The 15,340-nt window shown below is 60.8% G+C and carries 16 protein-coding genes; 8 read left to right on the top strand and 8 right to left on the bottom strand.

The annotated features are described in order from the left end of the window. Window positions 1–90 precede the first annotated feature (90 nt). The 3 genes from AC1RBA_RS16980 (at window position 91) to AC1RBA_RS16970 (ending at window position 4,250) form a co-directional block, all read left to right on the top strand. Window positions 91–843, top strand: a complete 753-nt coding sequence (locus AC1RBA_RS16980; protein ID WP_492419238.1) for a substrate-binding periplasmic protein — start codon at window positions 91–93, stop codon at window positions 841–843. Window positions 844–999: 156 nt separating this feature from the next. After that, window positions 1,000–3,531 (top strand): TonB-dependent receptor plug domain-containing protein, encoded by a 2,532-nt coding sequence (locus AC1RBA_RS16975; protein ID WP_492419236.1) that lies wholly within the window; start codon window positions 1,000–1,002, stop codon window positions 3,529–3,531. Between the two features lie 41 nt (window positions 3,532–3,572). Beyond that, window positions 3,573–4,250, top strand: a complete 678-nt coding sequence (locus AC1RBA_RS16970) for a DOPA 4,5-dioxygenase family protein (protein WP_070312773.1) — start codon at window positions 3,573–3,575, stop codon at window positions 4,248–4,250. A gap of 67 nt (window positions 4,251–4,317) precedes the next feature. On the opposite strand, the gene AC1RBA_RS16965 is transcribed toward AC1RBA_RS16970, so the two are convergent. From AC1RBA_RS16965 to AC1RBA_RS16950, 4 genes are all read right to left on the bottom strand, one after another. Beyond that, window positions 4,318–5,538 (bottom strand): polyhydroxyalkanoate depolymerase, encoded by a 1,221-nt coding sequence (locus tag AC1RBA_RS16965; protein ID WP_070291132.1) that lies wholly within the window; start codon window positions 5,536–5,538, stop codon window positions 4,318–4,320. Between the two features lie 279 nt (window positions 5,539–5,817). Next, window positions 5,818–6,141: a ferredoxin FdxA gene (gene fdxA, locus AC1RBA_RS16960; protein ID WP_010395176.1), complete on the bottom strand. Its 324-nt coding sequence runs from the start codon at window positions 6,139–6,141 to the stop codon at window positions 5,818–5,820. A 331-nt stretch (window positions 6,142–6,472) separates the two neighbouring features. Next, the gene (locus AC1RBA_RS16955; protein WP_492419234.1) at window positions 6,473–6,760 is read right to left on the bottom strand and encodes a protealysin inhibitor emfourin; all 288 of its coding nucleotides are present in this window, start codon (window positions 6,758–6,760) and stop codon (window positions 6,473–6,475) included. 103 nt (window positions 6,761–6,863) lie between these two features. Next, a complete protein-coding gene (locus AC1RBA_RS16950) occupies window positions 6,864–8,261 on the bottom strand; it encodes a gluzincin family metallopeptidase (protein ID WP_070219271.1) in 1,398 nt (465 codons plus the stop codon). A 199-nt stretch (window positions 8,262–8,460) separates the two neighbouring features. Here AC1RBA_RS16950 and AC1RBA_RS16945 point away from each other — a divergent pair, with 199 nt between their 5' ends. Then, window positions 8,461–8,745, top strand: coding sequence for a polyhydroxyalkanoic acid system family protein (locus tag AC1RBA_RS16945; RefSeq protein ID WP_070219270.1), 285 nt, complete (start codon window positions 8,461–8,463; stop codon window positions 8,743–8,745). A gap of 178 nt (window positions 8,746–8,923) precedes the next feature. On the opposite strand, the gene AC1RBA_RS16940 is transcribed toward AC1RBA_RS16945, so the two are convergent. Further along, complete coding sequence (locus AC1RBA_RS16940) at window positions 8,924–9,085, bottom strand: hypothetical protein (protein ID WP_162995550.1); 162 nt, start codon at window positions 9,083–9,085, stop codon at window positions 8,924–8,926. A 245-nt stretch (window positions 9,086–9,330) separates the two neighbouring features. Here AC1RBA_RS16940 and proV point away from each other — a divergent pair, with 245 nt between their 5' ends. Genes proV through proX form a run of 3 tightly spaced genes read left to right on the top strand, consistent with a single transcriptional unit; the run spans window position 9,331 to window position 12,734 of the window. Beyond that, complete coding sequence (gene proV, locus AC1RBA_RS16935; RefSeq protein WP_070219346.1) at window positions 9,331–10,563, top strand: glycine betaine/L-proline ABC transporter ATP-binding protein ProV; 1,233 nt, start codon at window positions 9,331–9,333, stop codon at window positions 10,561–10,563. Next, window positions 10,560–11,663: a glycine betaine/L-proline ABC transporter permease ProW gene (proW, locus tag AC1RBA_RS16930; RefSeq protein WP_492419232.1), complete on the top strand. Its 1,104-nt coding sequence runs from the start codon at window positions 10,560–10,562 to the stop codon at window positions 11,661–11,663. Before proV ends, proW begins: the two co-directional genes overlap by 4 nt. A 12-nt stretch (window positions 11,664–11,675) precedes the next feature. Further along, window positions 11,676–12,734: a glycine betaine/L-proline ABC transporter substrate-binding protein ProX gene (gene proX, locus AC1RBA_RS16925; RefSeq protein WP_492419230.1), complete on the top strand. Its 1,059-nt coding sequence runs from the start codon at window positions 11,676–11,678 to the stop codon at window positions 12,732–12,734. Between the two features lie 91 nt (window positions 12,735–12,825). On the opposite strand, the gene AC1RBA_RS16920 is transcribed toward proX, so the two are convergent. The 3 genes from AC1RBA_RS16920 to AC1RBA_RS16910 form a co-directional block, all read right to left on the bottom strand. Next, entirely contained in the window at window positions 12,826–13,287 is a 462-nt protein-coding gene (locus tag AC1RBA_RS16920) for a GNAT family N-acetyltransferase (protein ID WP_492419228.1), read from the bottom strand. A gap of 47 nt (window positions 13,288–13,334) precedes the next feature. Next, complete coding sequence (locus tag AC1RBA_RS16915) at window positions 13,335–13,589, bottom strand: acyl-CoA-binding protein (RefSeq protein ID WP_070219266.1); 255 nt, start codon at window positions 13,587–13,589, stop codon at window positions 13,335–13,337. 200 nt (window positions 13,590–13,789) lie between these two features. Continuing rightward, complete coding sequence (locus AC1RBA_RS16910) at window positions 13,790–14,146, bottom strand: FKBP-type peptidyl-prolyl cis-trans isomerase (RefSeq protein WP_034760263.1); 357 nt, start codon at window positions 14,144–14,146, stop codon at window positions 13,790–13,792. Between the two features lie 197 nt (window positions 14,147–14,343). Between AC1RBA_RS16910 and AC1RBA_RS16905 the strand changes: the two genes are divergently transcribed. Beyond that, complete coding sequence (locus tag AC1RBA_RS16905) at window positions 14,344–15,315, top strand: YVTN family beta-propeller repeat protein (protein WP_070291134.1); 972 nt, start codon at window positions 14,344–14,346, stop codon at window positions 15,313–15,315. Window positions 15,316–15,340: the final 25 nt, after the last annotated feature.

Below are 15,340 nucleotides of genomic sequence, written 5' to 3'. Positions count from 1 at the left end.
GTCCTGTTGTCGCCCCCTGTGAGGCGTACCAGGTCATAGGAGCAAAACATGCGTTTCCTCCGGACAGTTGGTTTGCCCTTCTGTTTATTCATGTACTCTGCGCTTGCCCTTGCACAGCAGGCTGGCTCCGCCATGGTGCCGCCGGGCGCTGCCAGCTCGCGCATCGTCCGCTTCGCGGCGGAAGACTGGCCTCCCTTTATTTCCCGCAGCCTGCCTGCCGACGGCATGTCGGGCGCCATGGTCAGCGCCGTCTTCGAACGCATGGGCTATATCGTCAAATATGAGTATTTTCCCTGGAAGCGCGCCATGCAGTTTGGCCTGGCCAGTCCCCGCTACGCCGGTTTCCTGGCCGTCTGGCGCACGCCCGAACGGGAAAAACTCTGTCATTTTTCTGTTCCGGTTGGTAACACGCAAGGTGTGCTGGCCTACCTGAAGGAGGATGGCGTGCCCGGCGCCGCCCTGACTGATCTGGGCAAGCTGCGCATCGGCACCGTGGCCGGTTATTCGAATGGGGAGCAATTCGATGGCATGGTGGCGCGCGGCGAGCTGAGGACGGAAGAGGGCTTGAACGACGCGACGAATCTGAAGAAACTGTTGATCAAGCGTTATCGCGTGATCGTCATCGAGCGCCATGTGCTGCAGCACTTGCTGATGGGACGCAACTTCAGCAAAGCTGAACGGGAGCGCATCGCCGTCATCGATACCGTCTTCAAGGAGCGCCCCGTGCATGTGTGCTTCCAGCGCGATGCCGAGGGGGCAGCCCGGCAAAAGCGCTTCAATGAGGCGGCGCGCGATATCGACACGGCCCGCCTCGAACGCGATTATTGGAAGCGGCTCGATTAGAGCCTGGCGGCGGCGACAGCCCATCCCTGACACTGCGCGCCGTTGTTGTTCGTTGCCAAAACGAAATATCTAAATACGAAACCATTCGTTCTTGTTTGTTTGTCCATCCTTTAGTCTGCAGCCACTGTGTTGACGACTTTGAAAGGATGTTTTCGTATGCCGGAATTGATTCACAAGCAAGAGCCCGTCCCCCGTTTGCTGCAATTGGCGCACGCCGTCTCGTTGGCCGTGCTCGTGCTGGGAGCGCCTGGCGCGGCTCATGCGCAAGCGCCGCTGGACACCGTCATCGTCACGGGTGCGCGCGGCACGGGCCGCACAGTGGCCAACAGCGCCGCGCCGATCGACGTGATCAGCGCGCAGCAATTGCAGGCCACGGGCAAGTTGAACCTGCTCGACGCGCTCGATACGGCCTTGCCATCGTTTAACTTGCCGGCCCGCGTGCAGCCCGACCTGGGCAGCATCGTGCGCGCGGGCCAGTTGCGCAACCTGGACCCCTCGCATACCCTGGTGCTGGTCAACGGCAAGCGCCGGCATACGACGGCCATCGTCAATGAGGATGGTTTTCCCGGTTCCGTCGCCACCGACCTGGCTCTGATCCCCACGGGCGCCATTGCCCGCGTGGAAATCCTGCGCGACGGCGCCTCGGCCATCTACGGTTCCGACGCCATCGCCGGCGTCATCAACATCATCCTGAAATCGGACGACAAGGGCAGCTTCAGCACGCAGCTCGGTTCCACCTACGCCGGCGACGGCACGAACGGTTCCGCGCGCATCGATGGCGGCACGCGCCTGGGCGAGCACGGCTTTGCCCACTTCGGCGCCGAAGTCCAGCGCCAGGGCATTGCCGTGCGCAATTTCGGACTGAATCCCGGCTACCTGTCGTATCCGGCCGTGCGCAACAGCGATGGCCAACTGGTCAAATTGGGGCCGAACAACAGCTTGCCGGCCGGCGCCTCGCCGAACCCGGCTGAAGCGACGCGCAACAGCAATCCGTGGCGCAATACGGGTGTGCCGCAAAGCACGACCGCCTCGCTCAGCGCCAATCTCGGCTATGACGTGTCGAACGAGGTACAACTGTACGGTTTCGGTACCTACGCGCACCGCAATGCCCGCTCGGCGCAGAATTTCCGCCTGCCCAATACCATTTTCAATAACAACAAGGGCTTGCTGGCCGTGTATCCCGACGGCTTCACGCCGTATGAAACGACGAACGAAAACGATTTTTCCTTGACGGGCGGCATCAAGGGCGAGACGGCCGGTTGGAGCTGGGATATCAGCAGCACCTATGGCCGCGACGATATCGACGTGGGCGTGGAAAACTCGGCCAACTACTCGCTGACCTATCCGGGCGGCAAGACGGATTTTGACATCGGCAATCAGCGCTACAGCCGCTCAACCACCAACGCCGATCTGCGCCGTCCCGTGCAGCTGGGCTTGAGCGAGCCAGCCGATCTCAGCATCGGTCTCGAGTACTCGCATGAAACCCAGCAGCGCAGCCCGGGCGAACCCGCTTCCTGGCAGGGCAGCGGTTCGTCGGCATTGGCCGGCTACCTGCCCGTCGATGCGTCCGACACGGCGCGCCACAGCTATGCGGCGTACGTTGGCCTGGGCGCGAAGCTGACGCCGCAATGGCTGCTCGACACGGCCTTGCGCGCCGAGAAATATTCCGATTTCGGCAGCAAGACGACGGGCCGTTTGTCCGCCCGTTATGACATCACGCCCGCCGTGGCTGTGCGCGGCACCGTCAGCAACGGTTTCCATGCACCTAGCCTGGTGACGCAGTCGTATTCGAACACGTCGGACCATGCGGGCGTGCCCTACACCCTGGCACAGCCCAATTCCGTTGCCGCGCGGGCCCTGGGCGCGCAAGCGTTAAAACCGGAAAAATCGACGAATCTGTCGGCCGGGCTGACCTTCAACCCCATGCCGACCCTGCGCCTGGCCGTTGACGCGTATCAAATCAAGGTCAGCGACCGCCTGGGCGTGTCGTCGAATATCGGCATCGACCGCAGCTCGGGCGCGGCGCTCGATGGCAGCGGCCGGCCGCTGACGGCGGCGCAAGCGGGCGTCATTGAAAACCTGCTGCGCTCGGCGGGTTTGACGGTGGGCAATGGCCTCGTCGCGCATTACTTTGCCAACGTGGGTGATACGCGCACGCGCGGCGTCGACTTCACGGCCGAGGATGTGCTGCGCGTGGCCGACGGCAAGCTGCGCTGGACGGCGGCCGCGAATCTCAACCATACGAGCCTGGTGGCCAAGGCGGAACTTCCCGCCGTGCTGCAAGGCTTGCCGAACATCGGCACCCTGAGCAAATCGGCCGAGTACGACTTGCTGTACCGCGCGCCGCGCGACAAGGAAATCCTCACGCTGGCGTATGAAAAAGCCGGCTGGACATTCAATGTACGCGAGACGCGCTACGGCAAGCTCAAGCGCCTGAACGCCATCACGGGCGGCGACTACCAGCTGAAAGCGGCCTTCGTGACGGATGTCAGCATCGGCTACGACATCAGCAAGCGCATCAACGTGACGGTGGGCGCCAACAATGTCTTCGACCAGAAGCCGGGTCAGGTGCCGCGCGAAGCGCGCAGCGCCGCCAGCCTGGCGCAGTACACGGGCGCGTATGACAACTCGGGACCGCTGGGCGTGCTGGGCGGCTATTACTACGCCCGCGCCACTGTCTCGTTCTGATTTTCCCATCCCTCTACCGATCATCAAGAACAGGAAATCCTATGTCTGAACACAATCAACACGCCGCCATCGATCTGGAATGGGCGAATCTCCTTTCGCCGCAGCGCCGCACGCTCTTGCGCGGCGGCGGCCTGGTGGCGGCGCTGGCCGCTTCCGGCCTGGCGGGGTCGGCCCTGGCGCAGGATGGCGCGGTAAAACGAGTCAATCCGCCACCCGGTAAAAGCCCATGGGGCGAGCATACGGATACGGCGCCCACGCCGCGCCCCGTCAGCGTGCGCCCCGGCGAGGAAACCTTGCCGGGCAAGCCGCGCGCCTACACGGATATCGAGAGTTATCACGCACATATCTACTTTGACGAAGACAGTTACCAGAAGGCGGCGCTGATACGCAAGTGGGCGGCCGAGCGCTTCCAGATCGAGCTGGGCGACTGGAATCTGGAGCCGCGCGGCCCCCACGTGACGCCGTCGTTTTACTTTGGCTTTACGAATGACCTGTTACCGGTGATCGTGCCGTGGCTGCAGCTCAACAGCCTGGGCCTGACGATATTGATCCACCCGAATACGGAAGATCCGCGCGCCGACCACCTGTATTACGCGCTGTGGGTGAACCGTTCGCAGCCCGTGAACGGCTATGCGATGAAGAAGCCGGGACCGGGCGAGCCAAGGGTCGAGCAAATCTTTGTCAATACGCGCCCGACGGTGAAAATCGAACGGGCATGAGCGAGACATAAAAGAAAACGCCACGCCAGTATGAACTGGCGTGGCGTTTCGATGGGTATGCCGTGTATCAGCCGTGTTTCTGGATGAATTCGCCGATCTTCGGGCAAATGATCTCGCGCCAGCGGCGGCCCGAGAAGATACCGTAGTGGCCGCATTTCGGCGCCACGAAGTCTTGCTGCATGTCGGCAGGGATGCCCGAACACAGATCATGCGCCGCCTGCGTCTGGCCGGCACCGGAAATGTCGTCCAGCTCGCCTTCCACGGTAAACAGCGCCACGTTCGTGATGTCTTGCGGACGCACCAGCTGGCCGCCCACTTTCCATGTGCCCTTCGGCAGGCTGAATTCCTGGAAAACCGTTTTAATGGTTTCCAAGTAGTACTCGGCCGGCATGTCCAGTACGGCGTTGTACTCGTTGTAGAACTGGCGGTGGCCTTCCGCCGGCTCGTCATCGCCCGTCACCAGGTGCATGTAGAACTCGCGGTGGCTTTGCGCGTGGCGGCCCGGGTTCATGGCGATGAAGCCGGCGTGCTGCAGAAAGCCCGGATACACCTTGCGGCCAAAGCCCGGGTAGTTCGGCGGCACCGCGTAGATCACGGTGTTTTCAAACCACGAGAATTTCTTTTCCGTCGCCAGGTTGTTTACTTGCGTCGGCGAGCGGCGCGGGTCGATCGGGCCGCCCATCATCGTCATGGTTTTCGGCATGTGCGGATCTTTTGCCGTCGCCATCAGCGAGATGGCGGCCAGCACGGGCACGGTCGGTTGACAGACGGAAATCACGTGCAAATCAGGCGCCAGCAGGCGGATGAATTCTTGCACATAATAAATGTAGTCATCGAGGTGGAACGGGCCTTCCGTCAGCGGTACCATGCGCGCGTCCGTCCAGTCGGTGATGTAGACATCGTGCTCGGCCAGCAAGCCGCGCACGGTATCGCGCAGCAGGGTCGAGTGGTGACCGGACAGGGGGGCAACCAGCAAAACTTTGGGCTGTTGCAAGCCAGTGGCTTCTTTTTTGAAGTGAATCAGGCGGCAAAACGGTTTTGTCACGACAACGTGTTCGCGGATGTCGACGCTCTCGCCTTGGACGAGAACGGATTTGATGTCGAATTGTGGTTTTTCGTAGTCTTTGCCAAGGCGGTACATCAGCTCGTAGCCGGCTGCGATGCGTTGCGAAAACGGGGTGTGGGCCAGAGGGGAAACCGGGTTGGTAAATAACTTGGAGGACATGTCTGCCCATTGCATCACCGGAGTGAGGAAAGAGCGTTGCAGTTCGTGCAGTTGGTAAAGCATATAGAGTCCTTGTTTGATTCCAAGCGCCAATATCGGCTCAAATATCATAATCCAATTTTACGATATTTGTTGAGGACAAAATGTGCTTTACCGCGCATAGGTCCACTGTTTGCGCATAGTTGTGACAGCGCGCCACAGTTACGTGGATAGAGCTGCAACGATGCTTTAAAAGCAAAAAAAGCAGCGTTTCCGCTGCTTTTTGTCTGTTTTTTTGCCGCCACGCCCCTGCGGGGAAGAATATCCATCCCCGCCGGAATTGCCGCCGCAGCTGCCGTGCGCTTAGCGCACCAGCATGTCGAGCTTGTCCTTGACGTCCTTGTATTGCTCCGCTTCCGGCAAGGCAGCCTTCGTCTTGGTGATCGAAGGCCAGTTACGGGCCAGATCGACGTTGATCTTGATGAAGGCTTGCTGGTCGCCCGGCACGTCCTCTTCCGCGAAAATCGCGTTCACCGGGCACTCTGCCACGCAGACGGCGCAGTCAATACATTCGTCCGGATCGATTGCCAGGAAGTTCGGGCCTTCCCGGAAACAATCTACCGGGCAGACATCGACGCAGTCGGTATAGCGACAGGCGATGCAGGATTCGGTGACAACGTGGGTCATAACAGTCCTATCAATTTGGGGGAGGTGCTGTAGCGCCTGCAGGAACCTCGGCGGCGCATACTAAAGCAAAGCATTGTATTTTAAGGCAATTCGCTATTTCTCACAAATCCCGCTTATATACAATACATATAAGCAAATTCATTTTTTGGCAGTGTCATTGCCGCGCAGAGCGGGCAATTCAGCGACTATCCGGGACGTTGCCATGAAGAACGCGGCAAGAACGCGACAGTCGCCCGATGCGGCAGGGAGCAGGGCGGGGGATGTGCTGGCTTGACGTGTGGTGTTTTTGTTTTACTCAAATCAAGATCGGCACAAATAAGTGCCGGAACACTCAGGCGCTGGCGCGTATTTGCGCCAGCAATTGCTGCCATCGTGCATTTTCAGCGCCGCCATCCTCGGCAAACGTGATGGTGCGCCGCGCGGTGGGCGCGTCGACGGTGATCTGCCAGCGGGGAATATCGGCGCCCACGTGTTCATCCGTGGCCTGCGGCTGCGTGAAAAAGCCGCTGCTGGCCAGTGCCGCTTCCAGCCTGGGGCCAGCGGGATGGGCTTGCGTATCGATCTCATACTGTTCGCTCAGGCCGGCAAAGCCGCCACTGCTGCGGGCTGAAATTTTCATGCTGCTCCTTGCTGTTGTGGGTGGTGTGGGCCGCGTCATGGCCTGCCGCTGGTGCGGCTGGCCTGAAGCGGACGCGCCGGTGCGCTGCCTTGCATGGGACTGTTTACCGGGGACCGTAACTGCGGCACCAGGCGGCCAGCGCTTCGCGCTCCGCTTCGAGCAACTGGTCCGATTCGCTGTATTCCGCATGGTTCATGGTACCGCAGCAGGCGCGCCGGTCTTGCACGGCGCCGTCTTCGTCGACGATATCGGGTGCAAACGTCATTTGCCCCTCCTCCGTCATGGCATTGGCCTTGAGCACTTCGCGCACGGTAAAGCTGTTGCGGATAAAGTCCAGGTAGGCGCCATTGCCGTCGGCCTGGGCGATCGTCAGCATGTGGCCGGCCACGTCGGCATAGGTGGCGGCCTGGTCCGGCGATGCCACCAGCGCGCGCAGGACCAGGCTGCGCAGGTAGTCGCCGCAGCGGTGCAGCACGGCCGCGTCGTCTTCCAGCTGGGGCTGGCGTTCGTGGGCAAAGATGTCGGCCAGGATGTCGTAGATGGCGCCCGTAAACACTTGCGAAATGGCGTGCACTTCCGTGCCCGCTTCCGACAATTTGATGTCATTGTCGGCATTGCGCAAGCCATTCGGCCGGCCCAGGGCCAGGCCGAACTGCTCGGCCAGGTCGGCCAGGAAGGTCTTGTCATGCAGGTCGGACTTCGTTTGCGCGATCACCGCTTCCACCTGGTCCAGCTGCGACAGGGCCAGGAAGATGGCCGTCAGGTCGCCAAACGATTCGTGCAAGCCGCCCGTTTGCGGCGGATTGTTGCTGAGCAGCCAATTCGGCTTGAGGCCATCGAGCACGGCGTGCCCCGTTTCATGCGAGACGATGTCGAGCGAGCGGCAGGTGTAGACGCGCTCGGTGGCGCCGCTGGGGATGAAGTCGCCGAACTTGAGTGCCTTGTCGCTGCGGCTGTAATACGCATTCATGACATTGGGCAAGCCATGCGGGAACACGCGCAGCGGGGCCGTGTTGCTGGCACTATTCCATTGCCAGGGCAGGGGCGGCGCCGTGTCGTTGCTGGCCAGCGCGCGCTGGTACATGGTGAGCGTCATGCGCACGATGGCAAACGTGTGCACGGCGTCGAACTGATCGGTATTGGGCGAGACGATGAAGTCGCCGAAGGCATTCGGGCTGACTTGCGCGATGCCCGGTTCGCCAAACGTGATGCGTGCGTCGCGCGGGCCTTGCAGGATCAGCCCGGGCAAAAAGGCTTTACGGGTGCCCAGGTCGCTGACGGACGGATCTTGCTTCCAGATCAGCACGCGTGAACCGACGGGCACGGCGGCCAGGTTGCGCACCGTTGCCTCCGTCAGGCGGGGCGGGCCCGGCTGCAGGGTCAGTTGCGCATTCTTGCGGTGCTGGCGGTAGGGCGCCGAGGGGGTAGGGACATAGCCGACGGGCAGGGACACGCATTTGGTCAGGACGGCTTCGACCGGCACGATGACTTTCTGGTCCATGGTAGTTCTCCAAGACACGCGCAACTGGAACTGGAATAGTCGTCCCGCTTGGGCGCATCCGGTTTGATTCCGCGCAAACGATGCGCGGGAAGGACGGGCTTTTTTGGCCGTCCGGCGCCCGCTGCGGCCGTGCCTGCCGCATGGCGGCTGGTATGATGCTGGCCGTATTGCCCCGTTTTTATAATAAAAGGATCGTTTGATGGCGGATATAAATATAGTTCAGCAACATAAGCTGACAGCAGCAAAGGCGCGCGAAGCGGCGCAGCAAGTGGCCGACAAGCTGGCCCAGGAATATGACCTGGCGTGCGCCTGGGATGGCGATGTGCTGCGCTTCGAGCGCAGCGGCGTCGATGGTTCGCTGACCCTGGAAAAAGAGCAGGCGCAACTGCAAATCAAGCTGGGTTTCATGCTCAGCGCCTTCGCCTCCACGATTGAAGGCAAGATTGCCGAGAAAATGCGCAAGGTGTTTACCGAAGCAGTTTGATGGCATTTGGCTCGCTTGTCTGGCGCCCTGTTTGGTGCTAGGGAGCGTGTCGCGGCGATGGGCGAAAAGACGATGAAAACATGTCGCTTTTCGCCTTTTTTACGTCCGACTGTACGCTGGCGAACATTGCTAGCACATTTCTATTTGGAAAGCCATTGGACTTTGATGGCTTTTTGCGTTATACTTGAGTCATATTTACAACAGCTACACCGCGTTTCACCTTCTGCTTCGCAGTACTCTCCGCTCGCTGAGTGGTGAATAATTCTTCGGGTTTTACACCCGCATCCAGTTTAAAAGTAGCTTGGTCGATTTTTTTTCGGTCAAATACATTTGGTGCCATGTATTTGCATGGCGCTAGCGTTGTTAAAAGTCCTGAACCACAGCCTCTTTTAGCACGCACACGGCACCCCGGCACCGGCTTTGGCCATCCGCTGGTCACACGCGTGTCACCCCCTGTTTCCTGTCGCTCCCGTGCGCATTGTGCGCCGTGGCGTAGCCGACGCAACAGGGTTTGCTGATTCCCGCCGCAAGCTAGCAGGCTTGCTGGGTTTCAATCCATTCGTCAAATCGAGGGAGAACCACATCGTGGCAAAACAAATCATTATCGACCATGTGTTCAAAGTGTTCGGCGACAAGCCAGAAGAAGCACTTGAACTCGTCCGTCAGGGCGCCAGCAAGCAGGACATCCTGGCCAAGACCGACTGCACCATCGGCGTCTTCGACGCCACCTTTACCATTGAAGCGGGCGAGATTTTCGTCATCATGGGCCTGTCCGGTTCGGGCAAGTCGACCCTGGTGCGCATGCTGAACCGCCTGATCGAGCCGACCGCCGGCCGCATCCTGATCGATGGCAACGACATCAATACCTTGCCGGACGCCCAGCTGCGCGCCCTGCGCCGCAAGGACATCAGCATGGTGTTCCAGTCGTTCGCGCTGCTGCCGCAAATTACCGTGCTCGACAACACTGCCTTCGGCATGGAACTGGCCGGCATGCCCAAGGCCGAGCGCCATGCGCTGGCCCAGCAAGCTTTGGAGCAGGTGGGTCTGGACGGCTACGGCGCCAGCTATCCCGACGAATTGTCGGGCGGCATGCAGCAGCGCGTGGGCCTGGCCCGTGCGCTGGCTTGCGATCCATCGATTTTGCTGATGGATGAAGCGTTTTCCGCGCTCGATCCGATTATCCGTACGGAAATGCAATCGGAACTGCTGCGTTTGCAGCAAATCAAGCGCCGCACCATCGTCTTCATTTCGCATGATCTCGACGAAGCCATGCGCATCGGCGACCGCGTCGCCATCATGAAAGATGGCCACGTGGTGCAGGTGGGCACGCCGGAAGAAATCCTGCGCAAACCGGCCAACGATTATGTGCGCAACTTCGTGCGCGGCGTCGATGCGGCGGCCGTCTTCAAGGCCAGCGATATTGCCCGCAAGAGCCAGATCGTCGTGTCGGAATCGCCGAGCCGCGGTTCGCGTGCCGCGCTGTCGATGCTGGAAGAGCAGGATCGCGCATTTGCCTATGTCGTCAATCCGCAGCGCAAGTTCCTCGGCGTCGTCTCGGCCGATTCGCTGCGCAGTGCGCTCGACGGCCATGTGGGCCCGCTGGGCCTGGCGCATGCCTATCTGCCCGACGTGCAGACCATCGATGCAGATGAGCCCGTCGCCGGCCTGTTCGGCCAGGTGGCGCAACTGCCTTACGCCGTCCCTGTGGTGGCCAATGACGGCAGCTTCCGCGGCGCCATCAGCAAGACGACCTTGCTGAAGTTCCTCGACCGCGACACGCCAGCCATAGCCGAACAACAACAGAAAGGACAAGCATGAACCCAAGCACCGTTTCCACAGTAGAACCTGTTGTTGAACAGGCCGCCCAGATCAATCCCTGGGCGCTGACGCCCCCGACCGACGCCAGCACCGCCTGGCTCGACGCCGCCGCGCCCGACGTACAGCCGGAACATGCGGGCGGCTTTCACCTGACGCAGATTTTCGACGGTTCGCTGCCGCTGGAAAGCTGGATCAACCAGGGCCTGGGCTGGGTCGTGGCCCATTTCCGCCCCTTCTTCCAGGCCGTGCGCGCGCCCATCGACAGCGTGCTGTCCGGCGTGGAAGGCGTGCTGCTGGCGGCCCCGTCGCTGACGGTGATCGCCATCATCGGCTTGCTGGCGTGGCAGTTCACGAGCCGCACCCTGGCCATCGGCACCGTGCTGGCGCTGCTGCTCGTGTCGATGCTGGGCATCTGGCCGGAAGCCATGACGACCCTGTCGCTGGTGTTGACGTCGCTGGCCTTCTGTCTGGCCATCGGTTTGCCGCTCGGTATTTTCCTTGCCAGCAGCGACCGCGCACAGAATATCCTGCGCCCCTTGCTCGATGCCATGCAGACGACGCCCGCCTTCGTTTACCTGGTGCCGGTGGTGATGCTGTTCGGTATCGGTAATGCGCCGGGCGTGATCGTCACGATCATCTTTGCCCTGCCGCCGCTGGTGCGCCTGACCAACCTCGGCATCCGCCAGGTGCGTCCCGACCTGATCGAAGCGGCCCGCGCCTACGGTGCCTCGCCGTGGCAGTTGTTGACCCGCGTGCAGTTTCCGCTGGCCATGCCGTCCATCATGGCCGGTATCAACCAGTCGCTGATGCTGTCGCTGTCGATGGTCGTGATCGCCTCGATGATCGCCGTGGGCGGCCTGGGCCAGATGGTATTGCGCGGCATCGGTCGCCTGGACATGGGCCTGGCAACGGTGGGGGGCCTCGGTATCGTGCTGCTGGCCATCACCCTGGACCGCCTGACGCAAGCGATGGGCCACCCACGCCGCGGCGTGCGCCACTGGTACCAGACGGGTCCTGCCGGTTTCGTGCTGCGCCTGGTGCGCGGCAACACGGAGAAAAATAATGTTGAACAGCAAGCAACGCTGGCCAACGCACAATAAGAAAGGATTTACATGCATCAAATTGACAATTTTAAAGTGACGCAAAAATCGCAACGCAAGTTCCAGCTGTTTTCCGCCCTGGCCATCGCCGCCATGGCCCTGACCACCAGCCTGGCCATGGCGCAGACGCCGGCGGCAGCTGCCGATGCGCTGCCCGGCAAGGGCGTCAAGGTGCAGCCGCTGCAAAGCTCTATCGCGGAAGAAACCTTCCAGACCATGCTGGTCGACAAGGCCCTGGAAAAGCTCGGCTACGAAGTGCAGCCGATCAAGGAAGTGGAATATCCGACCGCGCATATCGCCATCGCCAACGGCGACGCCACCTTCATGGCCGTGCACTGGGACCCGATGCACAAGGATTTCTATAACAATGCGGGCGGCGACGCCAAGTTGTTGCGCACGGGCCAGTATGCGGGTCCTGCGGCGCAAGGTTATCTGATCGACAAGGCGACTGCTGAGAAATACAACATCACGAATATCGACCAGTTGCGCGATCCCACCCTGGCCAAGCTGTTCGACCACGATGGCGACGGCAAGGCCGATTTGACGGGCTGCAACCCTGGCTGGGGCTGCGAAGCGCTGATCGAGAACCACATGGATGCGTACAAACTGCGCGAAACGGTAACGCACGTGCAGGGCAGCTATGCGGCCCTGATCGCCGACACCCTGGGCCGCTACAAGCGCGGCGAACCGATCCTGTACTACACGTGGACGCCGTACTGGGTCAGCGGCGTGCTGGTGCCGGGCAAGGACGTGGTCTGGCTGAAAGTGCCGTTCTCGGCCAATCCCGACAAGGTGAACACCCGCCTCGACGATGGCAGCGATTACGGCTTTGCCGTCAACACGGCGCGCATCGTATCGAACAAGGCCTGGGCGGAGAAAAATCCGGCCGCGGCCAAGCTGTTCGAAGTGATGCAATTGCCCGTGGCGGACATCAATGCGCAGAACGAGCGCATGCGTCGCGGCGAAAACACGCAAGCCGATATCGCGCGCCATACTGCCGGCTGGATCAAGTACCACCAGCAAAAGTTTGACGGCTGGATCGCGCAAGCGCTGGCGGCGGCAAAAAAGTAAATTACGGCTGATACAGGCGTAAAAAAAGTGGCTACCGATTTGGTAGCCACTTTTGCGTTAACGGCCTGTTTTGGTGGTTTTTGGTGAGTTTTTAGCCGTTTTCGGCCAGTTTCAGGTGCAAAATGGGGAAAGGCTTGCCAAAGGGGTCGCATTCCGAGCGGCTTTCCCCGATAAAACCCAGGTGGCGGTAAAAGCCGTGCGCTTGCGTGTTGTGCTCGTTGACGTCGACGGCCGTGGCGCCCAAGGCCGTGATGGCGTACTGGACCAGCGTGCGGCCGGCGCCGCTGCCGCGTTGATCGGGATGCACGAACAGCATCTCGATCTTGGCGTGCTCGACGCACAGGAAGGCATAGGCGGCGCCGTCATCGGCGCGCAGCACGTGCAGCAGGCGGTCGGCCGTCACCCTGGCCAGCTCATCGCGGACGAAGGACATGAGGAAAGCGATATCGCTGTCGGCGAGGAAATCGTGGGTGGCGCGTACGGACAAGTGCCAGACGTCGAACAAACGGGGCAGGTCGGCGGCATGGGCCAGGGAAATCGGTGATGGTGTCATGCGGAAATAATAACATTGCCCCGGGCTGTGCCGGGGCAGGGGGATGATCAGTCCTTCAAATCTTCGATCAGGTCGATGTATTGCTGCTGCGCATCTTCCTTCGACGTGCCGGCCAGGGCTGCCCAGGCGTCGAACTTGGCGCGGTTGACGAAGTCGGTCATGCCGGGGCGCTCGCCCGTGGCGTCGCCGCTCGACGCTTGCTTGAACAAGGCGTAGATTTTCAACAAGGTCATATTGTCCGGACGCTCGGACAGGGTCTTGGAATCGAGCTGCGCTTGGTCGAATTGCTCTTGTAAACTCATGATGGCTCCTGTGTGCTGATGGAATCGCTGGAAAAGTGCGGCAGGCGCGGCGGAGTGGCCACCGTGCGTGCTGCAGTGCCTGACATCATAGTGAAAAAAGCGCGCCGTGCATTAGAGGACACACTCAAAACAAAAGCGCCGCCGCTGCGTGAACAGGGGCGGCGCCAGGGACAGTCGCTCGAGCGCTGCGGAGTCGGTGCTTATACGCCCAGCAGTTCGACGTCGAAAATCAGGGTGGCGTTCGGTGGAATCACGCCGCCGGCGCCGCGGGCGCCATAGCCCAGTGCTGCCGGGATGATCAGCTGGCGCTTGCCGCCCACTTTCATGCCTTGCACGCCTTCGTCCCAGCCCTGGATGACGCGGCCTGCGCCCAGCGGGAATTCGAATGGGTCGTTGCGGTCCTTGCTCGAATCAAATTTCGAACCGGCGCTGCCGTCGTCGTTCTGCAGCCAGCCCGTGTAATGCACGACAACATTGTTGCCGGCTTGCGCTTCAGCGCCTTCGCCGACGACGGTATCGATGTATTGCAGGCCGGAAGCGGTAGTGGTGGTGGTCATGATAATCCTTGTGTAGGCGATGAAAGCTTCAGATTGTAGAGCAATGAGTTGCAAAGCGCCATTCCAGGCCCGGCGCAGGGGAAATAGGGGAATTACGGCGATGTGTGGCTGCCGCTTGCATTTAAGGGGGGAATTCACACAATAAATACAGTGTTCCACGTAAAATGCATGTTTTGTATTTAACAGTGATTTCTTCCATGTTCCGCAGTCTACGCCGCCTTGTTTTTTCCTCGCTGTGCCTGGTTTCCGCAATATCGACGGCGCAAGCCGAAGTGGTGGTGGTACTCAATTCCCGTGATGCTACGGTGCAACTGCTGGACCAGAAAACCTACGCCCCCCTGTCCACCTTTGCCGTCGGCAAGGAGCCGCACCATCTGATGGAGACGCCGGACGGCAAGTCGCTGATCGTCGCCAGTTCCGTCGGCAACGAACTGATCTTCCTCGACCCCGTGTCGGGCCAGATCCAGCGCCGCATCAGCAACATCCTCGACCCCTACCAGATCGGCTTTTCGCCGGACCAGAAGTGGTTCATCTCGAATTCGCTGCGCCTGGACCGCATCGACCTGTACCGCTACGACGGCAAGAACCTGACCCTGGCCAAGCGCATCGCGCTGCCGAAGCTGCCCAGCCACATGGCCTTCACGGCTGACAGCACCATGGCTTTCATTACACAGCAGGGCAGCAACCAGGTCAGCGCCATCGACCTGGCCACGCAGACGGTGAAATGGACCATGCCTGTCGGCCCGGCGCCGGCCGGCATCACGATGACGCCGGACGGTAAATATTTGCTGGTCGGCATCATGGGCAGCGATTACGTGGAAGTGATCGACTGGCGCACGCAAAAGACCGTCAAGCGCATCAAGGCGGGCGCCGGCACGCATAATTTCCGCGCGCTGGGCGATAATCGCATGACGTTCGTGTCGAACCGCGTGTCGAACACGATCAACATCATCGACCAGCAAACCCTGGAAAACGTGGGCACCATCAACGTGCCCGGTGGCCCGGACTGCATGGAAATCACGCCCGATGGCAAGACCATGTGGGTGACATTGCGCTGGATCAAGAAAGTGGCCGTGATCGATTTAACCACGCGCAAGGTGATCAAGACGATCCCCGTGGGCCGCTCGCCCCATGGCGTGTATTTCGCCACGCACTCGCCGCGCATGTGATGACGGGTGTGATGATGAAACGCCT

The sequence above is a fragment of the Janthinobacterium sp. GW823-FHT03B06 genome (assembly GCF_058796955.1).
This window is presented reverse-complemented; position numbering and strand designations above follow the sequence as displayed.